This window comes from Haliscomenobacter sp., from assembly GCF_965225875.1.
In the GTDB taxonomy this organism is placed as follows: Bacteria; Bacteroidota; Bacteroidia; order Chitinophagales; family Saprospiraceae; genus Haliscomenobacter.
On sequence record NZ_CBDDBS010000003.1, the window covers coordinates 556,525 to 573,211 of the forward strand.

The following is a 16,687-nucleotide window of genomic DNA, read 5'->3' on the forward strand; positions in this document are numbered from 1 at the left end:
AGGAGAACCAACTGTTCATGTGAAATGTAGCAAAAATTTTATAATCTTCCAATAGAAGGCGTTTTAATTTTGTCAAAAAAAGCTTTCTAAAAAGAAATGTCTAATTTTTGATGATAAATAAAAATTAAACAATGATAAAAGTCAGTAGAGAGGGATGATTTTTGTGCCTCTGAAATCTTTTACCCTTAAGAACTCGTGCATAACTTCCCCCTTTACCAACAGCAAATGTGGAAAACTCGCCTACTTATCAAGACCCGATTGGAGGGGGATGCTGTATCTTTGTAGGCTTGTTTTCAACTAACCCACACTTATGCGGCTCAAAAGTCTAGAAATCAAAGGTTTTAAAAGTTTTGCGAATCCCACCGTCATCAACTTCGCTGCGGATGTCATTGGTATTGTAGGCCCCAATGGCTCGGGTAAGTCCAATGTGGTGGACGCCATCCGTTGGGTATTGGGGGAGCAGAGCAGCCGGGAATTGCGTTTGGATCAAATGTCCAGCGTCATTTTTAACGGCACCAAAAAGCGTAAACCAGCCGGGATTGCCCAGGTTTCACTGACTTTTGAGAACACCAAAAACCTGCTTCCAACTGAATACAATACCGTCACCATCACCCGCATGCTTTACCGCAGCGGGGAAAGTGAATACCGCCTCAATGGGGTTACCTGCCGCTTGAAGGACATCACCGGATTGTTTTTGGACACGGGCATCGGCTCCAACTCCTACGCCATTATCGCCCTGGGCATGGTGGACGACATCCTGGAAGACAAGGAAGACTCCCGCCGCAAAATGTTCGAGCAAGCTGCCGGGGTGTCCAAGTACAAGCTGCGCAAAAAAGAAACCCTCAGCAAACTCAAAAGCACCAGCGAAGACCTGGAGCGCATTGAGGACCTCCTGGCCGAAATAGAAAGCAACCTCAAATCGCTCGAAAAGCAGGCCAAACGCACCCAAAAATACTTCGAACTCAAGGAAGAATACAAGCAACTCAGCGTGGCCCTGGCCCTGATCAAGGTCGGCTCGCTCAAAGAAAAACACAAAACCCTACAAAGTCAGATCGACCTGGAGCAGGACAACTACCGCCAGATCGACGTAGAAAGTCGCAACCTGGAGGCCAACCTGGAAAAAGAACGCCTCACCCACCTCGACAAAGAAAAAGCGCTTTCCGAGCGCCAACGCGACCTCAATAGCCTGGTTGGGCGCATCCGTGGGATGGAAAATGACCGACGCATGTTGGAGCAAAAGCAACAGTTTGTGCAACAAAACCGCCAAAAACTGGAGCAAGACATCCAACAAGCCCAAGGCCGCATCGTGCAACTGGAGGAGGACATCGAACACTACCGCTCCGAATTGAACGTAGAAAAACGGGTGGAAGCACGCCTCGAACAAGAGCTGGAAAGCGCCGAACAACAACTCGATAAAATTCGCGGTGGCCACGGTGCCATGAAAGCCGACCTGGATGTAGTGGTCCAGGAGCAACAAAAACTGGAGCGTGCCATCAATGAACTGGAAAAACAGAAGGCCATCAGCCTCAACCAGATCGACAACCACCACAACGACCTCAACCGCAACGACGCTGAAATCCGCCAACGTCAGGAATCGGTGAGTGGCCTGCGCAACAAGGTGCAGGAACTTGAAACCCAGGAGCGCGTGCAGCAAGACGCCGTCACCCTCCTCGAACAAGCCGAGGAAAAACGCCAGCAAGACCTGCAAAAAGGGGAAGCAGAACTGAGCGAGATCACCCAAAAAATCGCCCGCGTCCGCCGTGACCTCGACGCCAAGCGCAACGAATACAAACTGACCAAAAGTATGGTGGAAAACCTCGAAGGTTTCCCCGAATCGATTCAATACCTCGTCAAAAGTAAGGATTGGGACAAGGGCGCTCCCCTGCTTTCCGACCTGATTTACGTGAGTGAGGAATACCGGGTAGCCATCGAAAACTACCTGGAGCCTTACCTCAATTACTTCGTTGTCAACAATCTGGAAGAGGCTTACTTCGCCATTGAATTGCTGGGCAAAACCCAAAAAGGCAAGGCCAACTTCTTCGTTTTGGACGCTTTCCGCGACTACCAGATGCCGATGACCCTTTTGCCCGAAACCAAAATGGCCATCGAACTGGTACAAACCGATCCAGCTTACCGGAATCTGGTTAGCTACTTGTTGGAGAATGTGTTGCTGACCGAAAAAGAAGAAGTCAGTGGCGCTTTACCCGATCAGGACGTGGTGGTGCTTTCCCGCAGTGGGCGGATCATCAAGCGCCGCTTTAGTGTGTCGGGTGGTTCGATTGGGTTGTTTGAGGGTAAAAAAATTGGGCGCAAGAAAAATCTCGAAGTGCTGGAGGAAGCCATCAAAAAGGCCGAGCAGGAAGAAAACCGCCTGTCGACATCTTCCTTCAACCTCAAAGAACGGGTGGATGCCCTCAAAGCCAAACGCCCCGACTTGGAAATGCAGCAACAGCGCAGCATCCTGAACAAATTGGCTCAGGAGAAAGTGTCCCTGGCTACCAGTTTATCCAATTTTGAGTCTCTGATCCAAGAGGTGAGTAACCGCCGGGAACTGACCGAACAACGCATCAAAGAGTTGCAAGTGGCAGTAGGGGAGACCGAGGCGCAACTAACCCTGCGGTATACAGAATTGGACGCGGTGAAGGAAAAAATCTCCCAAACCGATGGCAGTTTCCGCCAAATGGCCGACCAACTGAGCCAGGCTTCGGCGGCTTTTAACGACAAGAACATCCAGTTCATTCGCCAGCAAAATAAGGTCAATACCTTCCAGCAGGAACTGACCTTCCGCGAAAAACAAATCACGGACACCAAAAATGCCCTGCAACAAAACCAGCAAGGCATCCTCACTGCGGATCGCGAAATTACGGTGGTAGCGGATGAATTGGTGCGCTTGGCCGGCAACTTACAAACGGCTTATGCTGAGCGGGGTGTCCACGAATCCTCGCTCACTGAGGCCGAGCAGGTGTACTTCAAGGCCCGCACCGGTATGGTGGAAATGGAAGACCGCCTGCGCAAACTGAGCCGCCAGCAAAGCGACCTGCAGGTGCTGATCAACAACCTGAAGGACAAATTCAACGACGTCAAGTTTGAAATCAGCTCCATCTCTCAGCGCCTACGCATCGAGTTTGAAATCGGCATCAACGACATCCTGAACGAAGAGCCCTCAATCAAACGCCCCGAAGCCGAACTGCAAGAGGAAGTAGACAAACTCAAAAAACGCTTGGACAACTACGGGGAAATCAACCCCATGGCGGTCGAAGCCTATACCGAAATCAAGGAGCGCTACGACAATATCGCCCAACAACGCGACGACATCGTGGCGGCCAAAAAATCGCTGGAACAAACCATCCTCGAAATAGAAGAGACTGCCACTCGCCAGTTCCTGGAGGCCTTCGAGAAGGCCCGTCTCTACTTCATCGACGTATTCCGCAGCCTCTTCACCGAAGACGACAACTGCGACCTGATCTTGCTCGATCCAGACAACCCACTGGATTCCCGCATCGAAATTGTGGCCAAACCCAAAGGCAAACGCCCGCAAACGATCAGCCAATTGTCGGGCGGGGAAAAAACCCTGACGGCTACCGCCCTGCTCTTCGCGCTCTACCTGCTCAAACCCGCGCCCTTCTGCATCTTCGACGAGGTAGACGCACCCCTGGACGATGGCAACATCACCAAATTCAACCGCATCATCAAGAAATTCTCCAAGGACTCGCAGTTCATCATCGTCACCCACAACAAGCTGACCATGGCAGCCGTGGATACGATTTATGGGGTGTACATGGCGGAGCAGGGGGTGTCGGGTGTGATGCCGGTGGATTTCAGGGATTATGAGAATGTGGGGGGGCAGTTTGAAGTGGCGGTGGGGTAGGCTGATCCGAAGCTTGTATCGTCTAAAAAATAACCGTATTTTGCGAGTAAATTTCTGATTATGGTGTTGCCACAAACAAGTTATGTAGTTGATGCCCAAGGACAAAAGATATTTGTTCAAGTAACAGTTCAGGATTGGGAAAACCTGGTCAATGAGCTGACTAGATTGGAGAATCTGTTGGCATTCAAAGCAAAACTCAAAGATGCTTTTCGGGAAGTGAGGCAAATTAAAAGAGGGGAAATACAAGGTATTTCATTAAGCGATTTGATTGATGAATTGTAGGATTGTCGCTATTGCTGCTTTCAGTAGAGATGCAAAAAGGCTCAGCAAAAAGTACGCGTCGCTCAAAACGGAATTGCAAACCTTGCAAAATGAACTCTTGCAAAACCCAAGAGCCGGAACGCTCATTAGAGAAAACACTTACAAAATAAGAATGGCTGTAAAAAGCAAAGGAAAAGGGAAAAGTGGTGGTCTGAGCATCATCACTCATGTGGTTGAAGTAGAAATTGAGGTTGCTGAAAATGAGAAGGAACAAAATATTACGGTGGTGCTTGTCGCCATCTATGATAAATCCGAAATGGATACTCTACCAGATAAACAACTACGGGAATTGATTGATGATATTGAGAATGAGTTGGATGAGGATGAGAGGTAGATGCCCAAAGACTCGCAGTTCATCATCGTGACCCACAACAAGCTGACCATGGCCGCAGTGGATACGATTTATGGGGTGTACATAGCGGAGCAAGGGGTGTCGGGCGTGATGCCGGTGGATTTCAGGGATTATGAGAATGTGGGGGGCAGTTTGAAGTGGCGGTGGGGTAGGTCCGTTATAGAATTTAATAAAGACGAAATGAAGAAAAGGGTTTATTGGCTGATTTTAATTTTAATTCCTGCATTTTCATCATTTACAGCAGCACAAACGTCAATAACTGACAAGGAAAAAGAGCTGTTTAGAAAAATGAATTATGGTTATGCGGGGTATTTTTCTTATCAAAACTATATTATTGATACAGTAAACTGGGAAAAATATAGGCTTACTAGTAATTTTGATAGCATCCAAGTTGGAATTGATGGTATCCACATTTCTTGGAGGGGTATATATAATAAAACTCCTCAGGACTCAATTTTAACAAAAATAACTGCCCTCTCGGCAAGTTGGGATAAAGGAAAGGATTCAGTTTTATTTTCCTGGATTAGAAAAATGAAGAACCTAAAAGTATTAATTTTATTGAGGAATAGTTATAAGAAAATACCTTCTGAGATATACGAGTTAAATGAGCTTGTAATATTGTCATTGGAAGGCAATAGTATTTCCCATATTTCAGACTCACTAACAAGGCTTGAAAAATTATCTACTTTGAATCTTTCTGATAATGATATACAAAATGGAGAAAATCTACTCAGTGGGTTAATTAATTTAAAGCAATTGATTTTGAGTCGTAATAAATTAAGTTCTTTTTTGTTGGATTTTTCCAAATTAAAAAAATTGGAACATCTTGACTTGTCTTACAATGCTATTCAATCTATTTCTGAAAATCTTGGTTCTGCCAAACAACTCAATTTTTTAGATTTACAGTTTAACCAGCTTGCTATTTTGCCAAAAACAACCTATAAATTAACTGAACTTAAGGTTTTAGACATAACAGGTAACAAAATAACAGAAATAGCAGATGATCTGGGGGATTTATCAAACTTACACAAGCTTGAGTTTTCTGCTAATAAAATTAAAACAGTACCATCATCAATAGGCAAACTAGTCGATTTGCAAAAACTTAGCGCCTGGTCTAATTTAATCCAAGAAATTCCGGAAAGTATTGGTAACCTTTCAAAACTTCAATATTTGAACCTTAGCAATAATGAAATAGAAAAAATACCTACATCAATAAACCAACTAAAAGAGCTCATAGAACTCGATATAAGTGGAAACGCTATCGCGACCACAGGACCAGCTTTGGATGGATTGTCAAAACTCACAGAAATAGATTTTAGCTCCAACCAAAATTTGATAGTTGCTAGTAAAATGCAAACATGGACTTCGCTTAAAGAGCTTTCAATTGCTTATTGTAATTTGAAAGAAATTCCTTTTGGCGTTTTTGGGCTTAAGAACCTTCAGCATTTAAATTTAGCTGGTAATGGGGCGACAATTGCTTCTCCTGAATTAAAAAAACTCCCTAAGTTATCTTTATTGGATTTATCTTATAATCACATTAAAAACATTCCAACTTTCTTGTTTTTTATGCCATCACTTAAATATATTGAGCTAATGGGGAATGAAATTACGTATCTACCCAAAGAATACCCGTATCGAAAAGGCCCAGAACTTAGACTGAAAAAAAATCCAATTTTAGAACATCCATCCGATCTATTAAAACTTTCTAATTGGCAAGATCATTTATGTGATGTGCCCGAGCTATATTTTCTGCAAAAACAGTTTAAGAAGGCCCTGGAAGCTGCTACCAATTGCAATAAAACCAGGCCATATGAGACTACAAAATTGGATCCCAAAAACCACATCCGCTACGCCATGTATGCCCAAGATGCTCAACAAACGATTGACCTAGCAACTCGTTTTTTGACCTGGCATAGTACAGAAACCTACATCAACGCCCGCCTGATCATCGGATACATCTTCAACAAACAATTCTCTGAAGCGGAAAAACTCATTCTGGAATGGAAGGGAAAAAAATTCAGCAATGGAAAAGACGCGCATGAATACATCCTATACGAGATCCAGCTAATGGAACAAAACGGGATTCAGCATGTGGATTTTGCCAGGGCCAAGCTATTGCTGAAATGAAGATTCAATACAAATCATCCACCCGCATCTTCAAATACTTATTCACCACATAAAACGTCGACAGCGCATAAATCAGCACCCCCAAAAACACGATCCCAAAAATCACCAGCGACAACAAACGCAGATCCTGAAACAGGTACACCTCCGGGAAGCTTTGGTTGATCCAGTACAACAGCCCGACCAAAGCAAAAATCGCAATCATACTACTCAGCATCCCGTGCAAAATCGCCCGCAGCAAATACGGCCGACTGATGAAGCCCCAGGAAGCCCCCACCAATTCCATGTTTTTGATCAAAAAACGATTGGAATACAGCGCCAGGCGGATGGTATTGTGGATCAGCGTAGCACTCAGCAGGATAAAAAACAGCCCAAAGCCCAGGGCGAAATAGCCCGCTTTTTTCAGATTGTTGGCAATGTTGTCGATCAGGCTTTCCTGGTAGTACACGTCGTTGATGGCGTTCAGGCCTTTGATTTCTTCACGGATTTGTTTGAGTTTTTGTGGGTCGAGGTATTCGGCTTTCAGGTTGAAGAAGACCACGTCGAGAAAGGGGTTGGGCAGGTCGAGTTTGAGGAAGCTCTCCCCAAATTCGTCGCGCATCATTTCTGCTGCTTTTTCTTTGGACACCGTTTGGACGGTCCCTGGACGCACGAATGGCGCGTTGTTGAGGTAACTTTCCAGGTTTACCATGTCAATGATGGCAGCGCTTTCATCCAATTCTACGATGAGGTTGACTCGTTCCTTGTACAAGCGCACAAACTGTTGGGCGTGCAACAAGATGACGCCAAAAAAGCCCAGTACAAAGAGCACCAGGGCCACGCTGATCATGGAGTAAAGGTAGTTGGGGCGAGTGCGGCGAGTGGCGATGTTCGACATACGTTTGAGGGTTCCAGAGTTCCTAGGTTCCAAAGTTTGTCGCCCGACTCTAAGTTTTATAAAGGCGAAGCGACAAAAAGTTAAATCCAAACAATAGCCCCAAATGAGTTGACCAGCGGCAGAGCCGCCAAACGTCTGTAGGGGTAAGGGAACGAAGATAGATTTTAAGGTGCGTAGCACCGCAACTTTTCTTCTGTTCCGGTGCTACGCACCTTAAATGCACTGCTTGATCTAAACGCTACAGACGTTTGGCGGCTCTGCCGCTGGTCGTAAACACTAAATGGTGCAAATTATATGACCTTTTATTCTTTCTCCATCTGCCGCATCAACGTTTCCGTATCGCTCAGCAGGCGGCGCAAGTCAATTTTGAGTTCTTTTTCATCGGCGACGAGCGTCGTTCCCAAGGGGCGGTTTCGGCTGGTCTGGAGGTCCTTTTCCGCTTCGATTTCGGCCATTCGCTGCTCCAGCGCCAGGCGTTCACGTTCCAGTTCGGCCAAACGTTGTAGCGATTCGGTGTCGTTAGTGGAACGGGCCCGGCTGCGCAGGTCGTCATACACATTGCCAATCTTGTCGATAGCCGTATCGTATTTGCCTTCGTCCAACTTGGCTTTTTCCGATTTGAGCAAGGACCAGGAAGCTTTACCCAATTCGCCCACTTTGTGGAATATTTCTTTCGACTGGGCTTTTTCTTGCGCATCACCAAAGAAATAATTGTAGACCAGAATGGCTACAACGAGGATTAAACCCAATTTGATGAGTTGTCTCATGTCTGCTGATGTTTTGTTCCAACAAAGATATACAATCTAGCCGAAATTGGGTAGTTCATCCTTCCATACTCGCCATCACCCGCCGCAGTTGTCGATCACTTTGTAAACCAATGTGTTGAGCAATTTGGTGCCGCGATAAATCCGGCTTTTTCCTCAATTCCCTGATTTTTTCACAGCGCAAGAGCGTAATGTAATCGCTCACGGTGATGCCTGTTTCTTTCTTAAAGATCCGGGTAAAATTGCGGGTGCTCATGTGGGCCATTTCCGCCAGGTCATCAATGGAGTACTTTTTGTGCAGGTTTTCATTCAGCCAGTCCTGCACCTGATGAACGCCTGTATGCAGGTGATTGCGGTAGCTCAAAAACACACTGTGTTGCGCTTCATTTCCGCCGCGCCGAATGTAGACCACCAGTTCCCGGGCTACTTTGTGGGTGAGGTAATGCCCTGCCTCTTTCTCTAAAATATGCAGTGCCAGATCAATCCCTGAAGCCACCCCGGCACTGGTAAAAATACCCTCCTGCTCGGTGAACAGCACATTTTCTTTCACCTTTGCCCGAGGAAAAAGGTTTTGCATCTTTTGGGTATACTTCCAGTGGGTAGTACAACTTTTACCATTCAATAAACCGCAGTGCGCCAGCATAAAAGACCCTGTACAAACGGAACAGATGTTGACTCCCCGGGCGTGAATGGTGCGCAACCAGGCCAATAATGCTGGGGGTGCCAGCTTGTTTTCAACGATCAATTTGCCATCCATACCCGGGATGAAAACATAATCACCAGCCTGGAGCTCCACCTCCTCATAAGGGCTCAATTGGGCAAAATGTAAACCAGAAGAGGTATAGCTGGACGAGGTATAACTGCAGTATTCCAACTGAAAGGGCACCCCAAAATCGATGGCTTCATAAAAAACCTGGTCAGGTCCGGCCAAATCGAGAAAATGGGTTTTGGGGGAGATTAAAAAGGCGATTTTTTTAGACATGGTGTGGCGTATTGCCACAAAGATAAGAGAGGCAGGGGAGAGAGTGAAGACAAAAAATGGACAGATTCGGCCAAAACAACCCCGTAGCGGCGACCCTATGTGGTCGCCGCCTGTCGAAAAAAAAAACATTTAGGATCGGCAACCATGTAGGACGGCAACCATACAGGATCGGCAACCACATAGGGTTGCCGCTACAGGACCATTTTTACAAACTCCGCCGTACACTCCGCCACATTCGGATTGTTTTTCAACGCCTTGATGTACGCACTACCAATAATCGCCCCATTGGCATATTGACAAGCCGTCTCAAAAGTCTCATGATTCGAGATCCCAAATCCGATGAGCCGTTTGTTTTTCAAGTGCATGTCGTTGATCCGGTTGAAGTAGGCGATTTGGGTATTGGTGATTTCACTCTTGGCCCCAGTGATGGAAGAACTCGACACCATGTAGATGAACCCGTGGGTAAGTGCATCAATCTTGCGGATGCGTTCCGGCTCGGTTTGGGGGGTGATCAAAAAACTGACCGCCAGGCCCAGCGATTCCACGATGTCTTTCCAATAGGTTTCGTATTCAAACAGCGGCAGATCTGGTAAAATCAATCCATCTACCCCCACTTCGGCCACTTTTTCAAAAAATGCCTTTTCGCCGTATTGCATGACCTGGTTGAAGTAGCCCATCATAATCAGGGGCATTTCGGTCTTTTTGCGCACTGCCGCCAATTGTTCAAAGAGCAGCTGTAAGGTCATACCGTTTTCCAGGGCCGCCGTGCCACTTTCCTGAATGGTGGGGCCGTCAGCCAAGGGGTCCGAGTAGGGCATGCCTACTTCTACGAGGTCAACACCCGCTTTTTCAAGTGACAGAATGATGTCTTCGGTATCGTTCAAACCTGGATAGCCAGCGGTGAAATAGATGTTGAGTACGTTTTTATCTTTTCGTTGAAAGAGTTGTTCAATGCGGTTCATTGAAAAAGAGTTGAGAAGTTGAGAAGTTGAGGAGTTGAGAAGTGGCTACGTCAACGTCTCTGCGGTAGCCTCAACCTCTCAACTTCTCAACCTATTTACAAATGTTTCATATACGTGTTCAAATCTTTGTCGCCTCGGCCAGACAAACACAAAACCAACACATCCGTTGGATTGTATTTCATCACCCGTAGTGCAGAAAGCGCATGTGCCGTTTCCAGGGCAGGGATAATTCCTTCCTGACGTGAAAGGAACAGTGCTGCCTCCAGCGATTCTTCATCGGTGATGCTGATGGCTTCGGCCCGGCCCGAGCTGATCAGGTGGGCGTGCAAAGGACCAATGCCGGGATAATCCAGACCCGCAGAAATCGAGTGTGGCTCCACAATTTGACCATCCGCTGTCTGCATCAGCAGTGTTCGGCTGCCGTGGATCACACCTTTGGTGCCCAACACACTCGTTGCCGCGCTTTTGCCGCTGTGGATGCCTTCACCTGCCGCTTCTACCGCAATCAGGCGCACCCGGGTATCGTTGAGGAAATGGAAGAATGCTCCAGCGGCGTTGCTGCCACCACCCACACAGGCGATGACTGCATCTGGGTAATCCTTGCCCGTATGTTCTTCCAACTGCCATTTGATCTCCTCGCTGATCACCGATTGGAAGCGCGCCACCATATCTGGATAAGGGTGAGGGCCAACCACCGAACCAATGATGTAGTGTGTATCCACGGGGTTGTTGATCCAGTCGCGGATGGCTTCGTTGGTGGCGTCTTTGAGGGTTTTGCTTCCGCTAGTAGCTGGGCGTACTTCGGCACCGAGCATTCTCATGCGGGCAACGTTGGGTGCCTGGCGTTCGATGTCCACTTCACCCATGTACACAATGCACTCGAGACCCATGAGCGCACAAACGGTGGCCGTAGCCACTCCGTGTTGACCAGCACCCGTTTCAGCAATGATGCGGGTTTTGCCCAGGCGTTTGGCCATGAGGATTTGACCAATGGTGTTGTTGATTTTGTGGGCACCGGTATGGCAAAGGTCTTCCCGTTTGAGGTAGATGGTTACCCCGAAGTGTTCAGACAAACGTTTGGCCAGGTAGAGTGGGGTAGGGCGACCTACAAAATCGCGGAGCAGGGACTGAAATTCGCGCTGAAAATCGGGCTCAGCCATAAATTTCAGGTAATTCTCGCGGAGCTCCTGCACGTTGGGCCAGAGCATCTCCGGAATGTAAGCGCCACCAAATTCGCCGTAATATCCTCTTTCGTCAACCGCTATCATGCTGTTTATTTTTTAGTAACTATACAACCCGTTCATTTTGATCAAAAAAGGTCAATTTTTCGCCATGCTGCGCCTCTTTTTTCAGCCGATGCGCTGCATCGCCTTCAAAAAGAAGGCTTGCCTGCCAAAAAATTGCCTACTTTTTTGATTCAAAATCACTGGGTTGTATAGTTACATGTTTAGGTTTTGAATAAAACGTTCAATCGCTGCAATGTCTTTTTGCCCGGGTGCGGTTTCAAACTTGCTGTTGATGTCGACTCCGGCCAGTTGTGGGTGTTTCAGTTTTTTGATGGCTTCAGCCGATTCTTCGCCGATGCCACCACTGAGCAAAAAGGGCGTTTCTCCCTTGTATTGTTCGAGTAAAGACCAGTCGAATTGCACCCCGTTGCCACCAAAAGAAGCTCCCTTGGTATCGAATAGGAAATACTTGCAATAAGGCTCGTAAGCTTTGACCGTATCAAAATTGAACTTTTCGTCAACGCTAAATGCCTTGATGATGGAAGCGCGGCGAATGCTGCTAAAGTCCCACAAACTGAAGAGTTCCTTGCAGTATTCCGAACTTTCGCTGCCGTGTAACTGGATGTAGTCCAGCTCATAATCGTGGATGCGATTGATGAGGTCTTCCAATTCTGCATTGACAAAGACACCAACTCTGGCAATGCTTTTCAGCGCCGTGGGCGACTCCTTGGCCAGCCATTTTTCCAACTTCTTATTGGCGCCCGCAAAACGGGGCGAAGCGGGATAAAATATGAAGCCCATAAAATCAATGGGCAACTGGCTCAAGGCACTGATGTTATCCGGCTCGCGCATGCCACATACTTTCACTCTCATACCGATTGGGTTTCTAGAAGATGTAAACGTTGTACAAACTCCGCAAAGCGCAGTTCTGGGTGCGCATCACTCATGAAATATTCCCCGATCAAAAAGCCCTGGAAGCCTACCTGTTTGAGTTCCAGAATGGTTTGGGGATCATTGATGCCACTTTCAGAAATTTTTAGGAATTCCGACGGGATTTGCTCAAACAAGTCAATAGAGGTTTGTACACTGACGTTGAAGTTTTTGAGGTTGCGGTTGTTGACCCCAACTACATCTACTTCCGGGCAAAGTTTTTCTAACTGATCGCCGGAATGGACCTCCATCAGTACTTCCAAGCCCAAAGACTTAGCCGTTTTGGCCAAACTCCGCAATTGATCCGCCTCCAAACATTCCGCAATCAACAAAATGACATCGGCTCCAATCGCCCGGGCTTCGTAGACCTGGTAATCGTGCACGATGAAGTCCTTGCGCAAAACCGGGATTTGGTTGACTTCACGGCCTGCCATCAGGTCGGCGCTGCTGCCGCCAAAGAATTGCTCATCGGTGAGGATGGACAATCCGGATGCACCTGCGCCTGCGTATCCTGCGGTCACTGTGGCCACATCGGCGCTGGCGTTGATGTCCCCTTTGGAGGGAGAACGGCGTTTGAATTCGGCGATGATGCCAGTTCGCTCGGGATTCAAGAGTGATTCGCGCAGGGAGTAAGTCGAGCGGGTGAAATATGGGCTTTGCTCCAGTACACTGATGGGTGTTTTGGCGCTACGCTCGGCTATTTCCGTGTATTTGTGGGCGACAATTTTGTCAAGAATGTTCATTTTGCTTTGCTTATTGCTGTTGTTTACAAAAGCGACAATGAATAGCAGCGCGGATGACGCGGATTTACGCGAATTTTGCTTTGCCTGCGGCAAAGTTTATTCAACCACAAAGGCGCAAAGACACAAAGTGAATAAAACAGAACTAATTGCTTTGTGTCTTTGCGCCTTTGTGTCTTTGTGGTTATTTCTATTTCATCACGCCGCAGGCGTGTTTAAAATCCGCTTAATCCGCGTCCGCGCTACTGATATTGTCGCTTTAGACAATCAATTTATGAAACCAATTTCTTCCAACCCGCCAAGGCCTTTCCACTTTCAATGCTTTCCCGCGCCTCTGCAACACAGTCTTCTGCCGATTGTTCAGGTTTGATGACTTTGATGGCCATTCCTGCATTGGCGATCACCGCCATTTTTTGGGCTTCGGTTGCCTTGTCTTCGAGTACGGCCATGAAAATTTTGGCCGCATCCTCAGAGCTCTGACCACCATCTAGATCCTGCTGCTTGAGCTTCTTCAGACCCAATTCCACTGGGGACCAGATGCGTTCACTGTCGTTGCTGACCATTTTAAAATCGCTGGTGAGAGAGATTTCGTCGTAGCCATCCAATCCGTAAACAATGGCAAAACGCCGCCCGGAATGCTGCATGATATACTGGTACATGCGCAGGAGTTCCATGCTGAAGGTACCAAACATCTGGTATTTGGGCTGAATTGGATTGACCAATGGCCCCAACATGTTGAAAAAAGTACGGGTAGCCAGTTGTCGGCGGATTGGGCCAACCACTTTTAGGGCCGGATGAAAAAGGGGCGCGTGTAAAAAGCACATGCCTGCTTCATCCAGATGACGACGCAGGGTATCCTGCTCGTTGGTGAATTGGTAACCCATCTGGATCAGCACATCCGAAGAACCCACCGATGAAGAAACCCCATAACTACCGTGTTTACTTACCGGATAACCGGCCCCAGCAACCACCACGCAAGACAAGGTTGAGATGTTGAAAGTGTTTTTGCCATCTCCACCCGTTCCCACGATATCGATGGTTTCTCTGCCTTCCAGATCGAGGGGCACACAGAGTTCCAGCAAGGCATCGCGAAAGCCCTGCAACTCCGACAAGGTGATCGACCGCATGTTGAAGGCCGTGGCGAAGGCCGTGATCTGGACTTCGTTGTATTGCTCAGCGGCGATGTTGAGCAGGATTTGCCGGGCTTCTTCCCGACTGAATTTATCGTGCTCGTAAAGCCGATTCAAATATTGTTTCATTGCAAAGGACTTGTTCGGATAAGAACTTAGGTGTCTCTTAGGTGCCTCAGGTTTCTTAGGTGGTGAAAAAATTAAACCAAAGAAACCTAAGGTACACCATAGTTATGCAACTGCGGCTTTAGTGCCCAGTTTTTCAGCACAATAATCGAGAAAATTGCGCAACATTTTTTTGCCATCTGGCGTCATCACCGACTCAGGGTGAAATTGTACCCCAAAAACCGCATAATCGCGGTGGCGCATCGCCATTACCTCGTTTTGGTGGTCTACAGCTGTGACGATCAAGTCATGTGGCAAGGTGTTTTTGTTCACCACCCAACTGTGGTAACGGCCCGCCTCAAAAACCATGGGTACATCCTGGAAAAAATTGGCGTCGTTGCCCAATTGTTTCATCAAGGTAGACACGCCGTGGTACACGCGGGAAAGGTTGTCCAGGTTGCCACCAAAAGCTTCTCCAATCGCCTGATGCCCCAAACATACCCCCAAGATACATTTGCTTGAAGCATATTTTTTGATCAGTTCAGGCATAATTCCGGCCTCACTAGGCAAACCCGGACCTGGAGAAAGCACGATGACATCGTAGCGACCAACCTCATCTAGCGAAATGGCGTCGTTGCGGTACACATCTACGTTTTGCCCCAGAATTTCCTGGAAATATTGCACAAGATTGTACGTGAACGAATCGTAGTTATCGAGAACGAGCAGTTTCATGCTGTTTGTTTTTATAATGCTTTAGGAATGGATTAAATTTTTTCCGCTTCAACCAAGGCGCGGGTCAAAGCACCGAGTTTGTTGTGGACTTCCTGCAATTCGTTTTCCTCCTTGCTGTCCACCACAATTCCAGCACCAGCCTGGTAGTAAAGGTGGTTGTCCATACTCAGGAAGGAGCGGATCACAATGGCCTGATTGATTGATCCATCAAAACCAATCATCCCCAAGGCCCCACCGTAAAACGAGCGGTTTTGGTTTTCATATTGGTTGATGAGCTCAATGGCTTTGTATTTGGGGGCTCCAGAAAGGGTGCCGGCCGGGAAAGTATCGCCAAAAATTTGCACGGGATTGGCGTGGTCGGGCAAATCACCCGTAACGGTTGAAACCAGGTGAATCACGTGGCTGAAGAACTGGATTTCCTTCAATTTGCGCACCTGTACATTTTGAGCGTGTCTGCCCAGGTCATTGCGGGCCAAATCTACCAGCATGATGTGTTCGGCATTTTCTTTGGGGTCTTCCGCCAGGGCTACTGCGCGACGGGCATCTTCAGCGTTGTCGCCCGAGCGGCGGTAAGTACCAGCGATGGGGTTCAAACGAGCTACTCCGTTGCGGATGACCATTTGTGCTTCAGGTGAAGAACCGAAAATTTTATAGTTGCCGTAATCGAAGTAGAAGAGGTAAGGAGAGGGGTTGATGGAGCGCAGGACGCGGTAAACATTGAATTCATCTCCTTTGAACTGGCGGGAAAACTGGCGGGAAAATACAATCTGGAACACATCTCCAATTTGACAATGGCGTTTGCCGACCCGCACCAATTCCATAAATTCATCATCGCTGAGGTTGCTTTCTTCCTTGCCTTCCAGATGAAACTCGTGGGTGGATACTTTTTGACTGCGCAAAAGTGCTTCCAGTTTATCCATTTCCGAGGGCTGATCTGGCATGAGGTTTTCCAGCAGGTACAACTCGTTTTTGTAATGGTTGATCGCAATGATGAAGCGATGCAAGGTAAAGCGGATATCGGGGATGTCGAATTTGCGTTTGGAGGAGTCAAACTTCAGGGTATCGAAATATTGCACCCCGTCGAAACCTACATGCCCGAAGAGGCCATTGTACACTGGATAAGGCGTATCCTGTTCAACGCTGAATTGCTGCGCAAAATGCTGCAAGGCGTCGGGCACCGTATTGACATCAGCGACCGGGATGCTGCTGGTTTCGCCATCGGGTAACATGGTGCTAATGAGGCCATTTTTGACCTGAATTTCAGCGATGGCCTGAAGACCGATGTAAGAAAAGCAATCTTCCGCACTGCTGAAATCGTTGCTTTCCAGCATCACTGGCTGGGTGTAGTGGTCGCGTACTTTCAAAAAAACCGAAACGGGCGTGACCATATCCGCCAGTTGTTTTTTGATGTGGGTGCGCAGGTGAATTTGTTGGGTCGTGTCGATCATGGTTAAAAGTTGGGGTTGAGGAGTTGAGACGTTGAGGAGTTGAGGCTACCGCAAGCGTATTAGACAAGAATGCGTCCAAGTTACTCGCGGTAGCCTCAACTTCTCAACTTCTCAACTCCTCAACTT

The 16,687-nt window shown here is 47.5% G+C and carries 14 protein-coding genes; 4 read left to right on the forward strand and 10 right to left on the reverse strand.

The annotated features are described in order from the left end of the window. The first annotated feature begins 310 nt into the window (after positions 1–310). From smc to ACO08K_RS22795, 4 genes are all read left to right on the forward strand, one after another. Positions 311–3,868, forward strand: a complete 3,558-nt coding sequence (gene smc, locus ACO08K_RS22780) for a chromosome segregation protein SMC (protein WP_421798780.1) — start codon at positions 311–313, stop codon at positions 3,866–3,868. A gap of 60 nt (positions 3,869–3,928) precedes the next feature. Further along, entirely contained in the window at positions 3,929–4,150 is a 222-nt protein-coding gene (locus tag ACO08K_RS22785) for a hypothetical protein (protein WP_421798781.1), read from the forward strand. Between the two features lie 82 nt (positions 4,151–4,232). Next, positions 4,233–4,523: a hypothetical protein gene (locus ACO08K_RS22790; protein ID WP_421798782.1), complete on the forward strand. Its 291-nt coding sequence runs from the start codon at positions 4,233–4,235 to the stop codon at positions 4,521–4,523. A 48-nt stretch (positions 4,524–4,571) separates the two neighbouring features. Next, positions 4,572–6,668 carry a leucine-rich repeat domain-containing protein gene (locus ACO08K_RS22795; RefSeq protein ID WP_421798783.1) on the forward strand — a complete coding sequence of 699 codons (2,097 nt, stop codon included), beginning with the start codon at positions 4,572–4,574 and terminating at the stop codon, positions 6,666–6,668. Positions 6,669–6,672: 4 nt separating this feature from the next. On the opposite strand, the gene ACO08K_RS22800 is transcribed toward ACO08K_RS22795, so the two are convergent. The 10 genes from ACO08K_RS22800 to ACO08K_RS22845 all read right to left on the reverse strand — a co-directional run bounded on the left by ACO08K_RS22800 (position 6,673) and on the right by ACO08K_RS22845 (position 16,561). After that, positions 6,673–7,542 (reverse strand): cell division protein FtsX, encoded by an 870-nt coding sequence (locus tag ACO08K_RS22800; protein WP_421798784.1) that lies wholly within the window; start codon positions 7,540–7,542, stop codon positions 6,673–6,675. 302 nt (positions 7,543–7,844) lie between these two features. Then, the gene (locus ACO08K_RS22805; RefSeq protein ID WP_421798785.1) at positions 7,845–8,309 is read right to left on the reverse strand and encodes a hypothetical protein; all 465 of its coding nucleotides are present in this window, start codon (positions 8,307–8,309) and stop codon (positions 7,845–7,847) included. Between the two features lie 55 nt (positions 8,310–8,364). Then, entirely contained in the window at positions 8,365–9,288 is a 924-nt protein-coding gene (locus tag ACO08K_RS22810; RefSeq protein WP_421798786.1) for a GlxA family transcriptional regulator, read from the reverse strand. A 191-nt stretch (positions 9,289–9,479) separates the two neighbouring features. Beyond that, complete coding sequence (gene trpA / locus ACO08K_RS22815; RefSeq protein WP_421798787.1) at positions 9,480–10,250, reverse strand: tryptophan synthase subunit alpha; 771 nt, start codon at positions 10,248–10,250, stop codon at positions 9,480–9,482. 95 nt (positions 10,251–10,345) lie between these two features. Next, positions 10,346–11,518 (reverse strand): tryptophan synthase subunit beta, encoded by a 1,173-nt coding sequence (gene trpB / locus ACO08K_RS22820; protein ID WP_421798788.1) that lies wholly within the window; start codon positions 11,516–11,518, stop codon positions 10,346–10,348. Positions 11,519–11,689: 171 nt separating this feature from the next. Further along, positions 11,690–12,349 carry a phosphoribosylanthranilate isomerase gene (locus ACO08K_RS22825; protein WP_421798789.1) on the reverse strand — a complete coding sequence of 220 codons (660 nt, stop codon included), beginning with the start codon at positions 12,347–12,349 and terminating at the stop codon, positions 11,690–11,692. Beyond that, on the reverse strand, positions 12,346–13,149 hold the full coding sequence (gene trpC, locus ACO08K_RS22830; RefSeq protein WP_421798790.1) for an indole-3-glycerol phosphate synthase TrpC: 804 nt from the start codon (positions 13,147–13,149) through the stop codon (positions 12,346–12,348). The genes ACO08K_RS22825 and trpC overlap by 4 nt, the downstream gene beginning before the upstream one ends. A 269-nt stretch (positions 13,150–13,418) precedes the next feature. Next, on the reverse strand, positions 13,419–14,405 hold the full coding sequence (trpD, locus tag ACO08K_RS22835) for an anthranilate phosphoribosyltransferase (RefSeq protein WP_421798791.1): 987 nt from the start codon (positions 14,403–14,405) through the stop codon (positions 13,419–13,421). A 102-nt stretch (positions 14,406–14,507) separates the two neighbouring features. Then, the gene (locus tag ACO08K_RS22840; RefSeq protein WP_421798792.1) at positions 14,508–15,113 is read right to left on the reverse strand and encodes an anthranilate synthase component II; all 606 of its coding nucleotides are present in this window, start codon (positions 15,111–15,113) and stop codon (positions 14,508–14,510) included. A 32-nt stretch (positions 15,114–15,145) separates the two neighbouring features. After that, positions 15,146–16,561: an anthranilate synthase component I family protein gene (locus ACO08K_RS22845; protein ID WP_421798793.1), complete on the reverse strand. Its 1,416-nt coding sequence runs from the start codon at positions 16,559–16,561 to the stop codon at positions 15,146–15,148. Between the last annotated feature and the right edge of the window lie 126 nt (positions 16,562–16,687).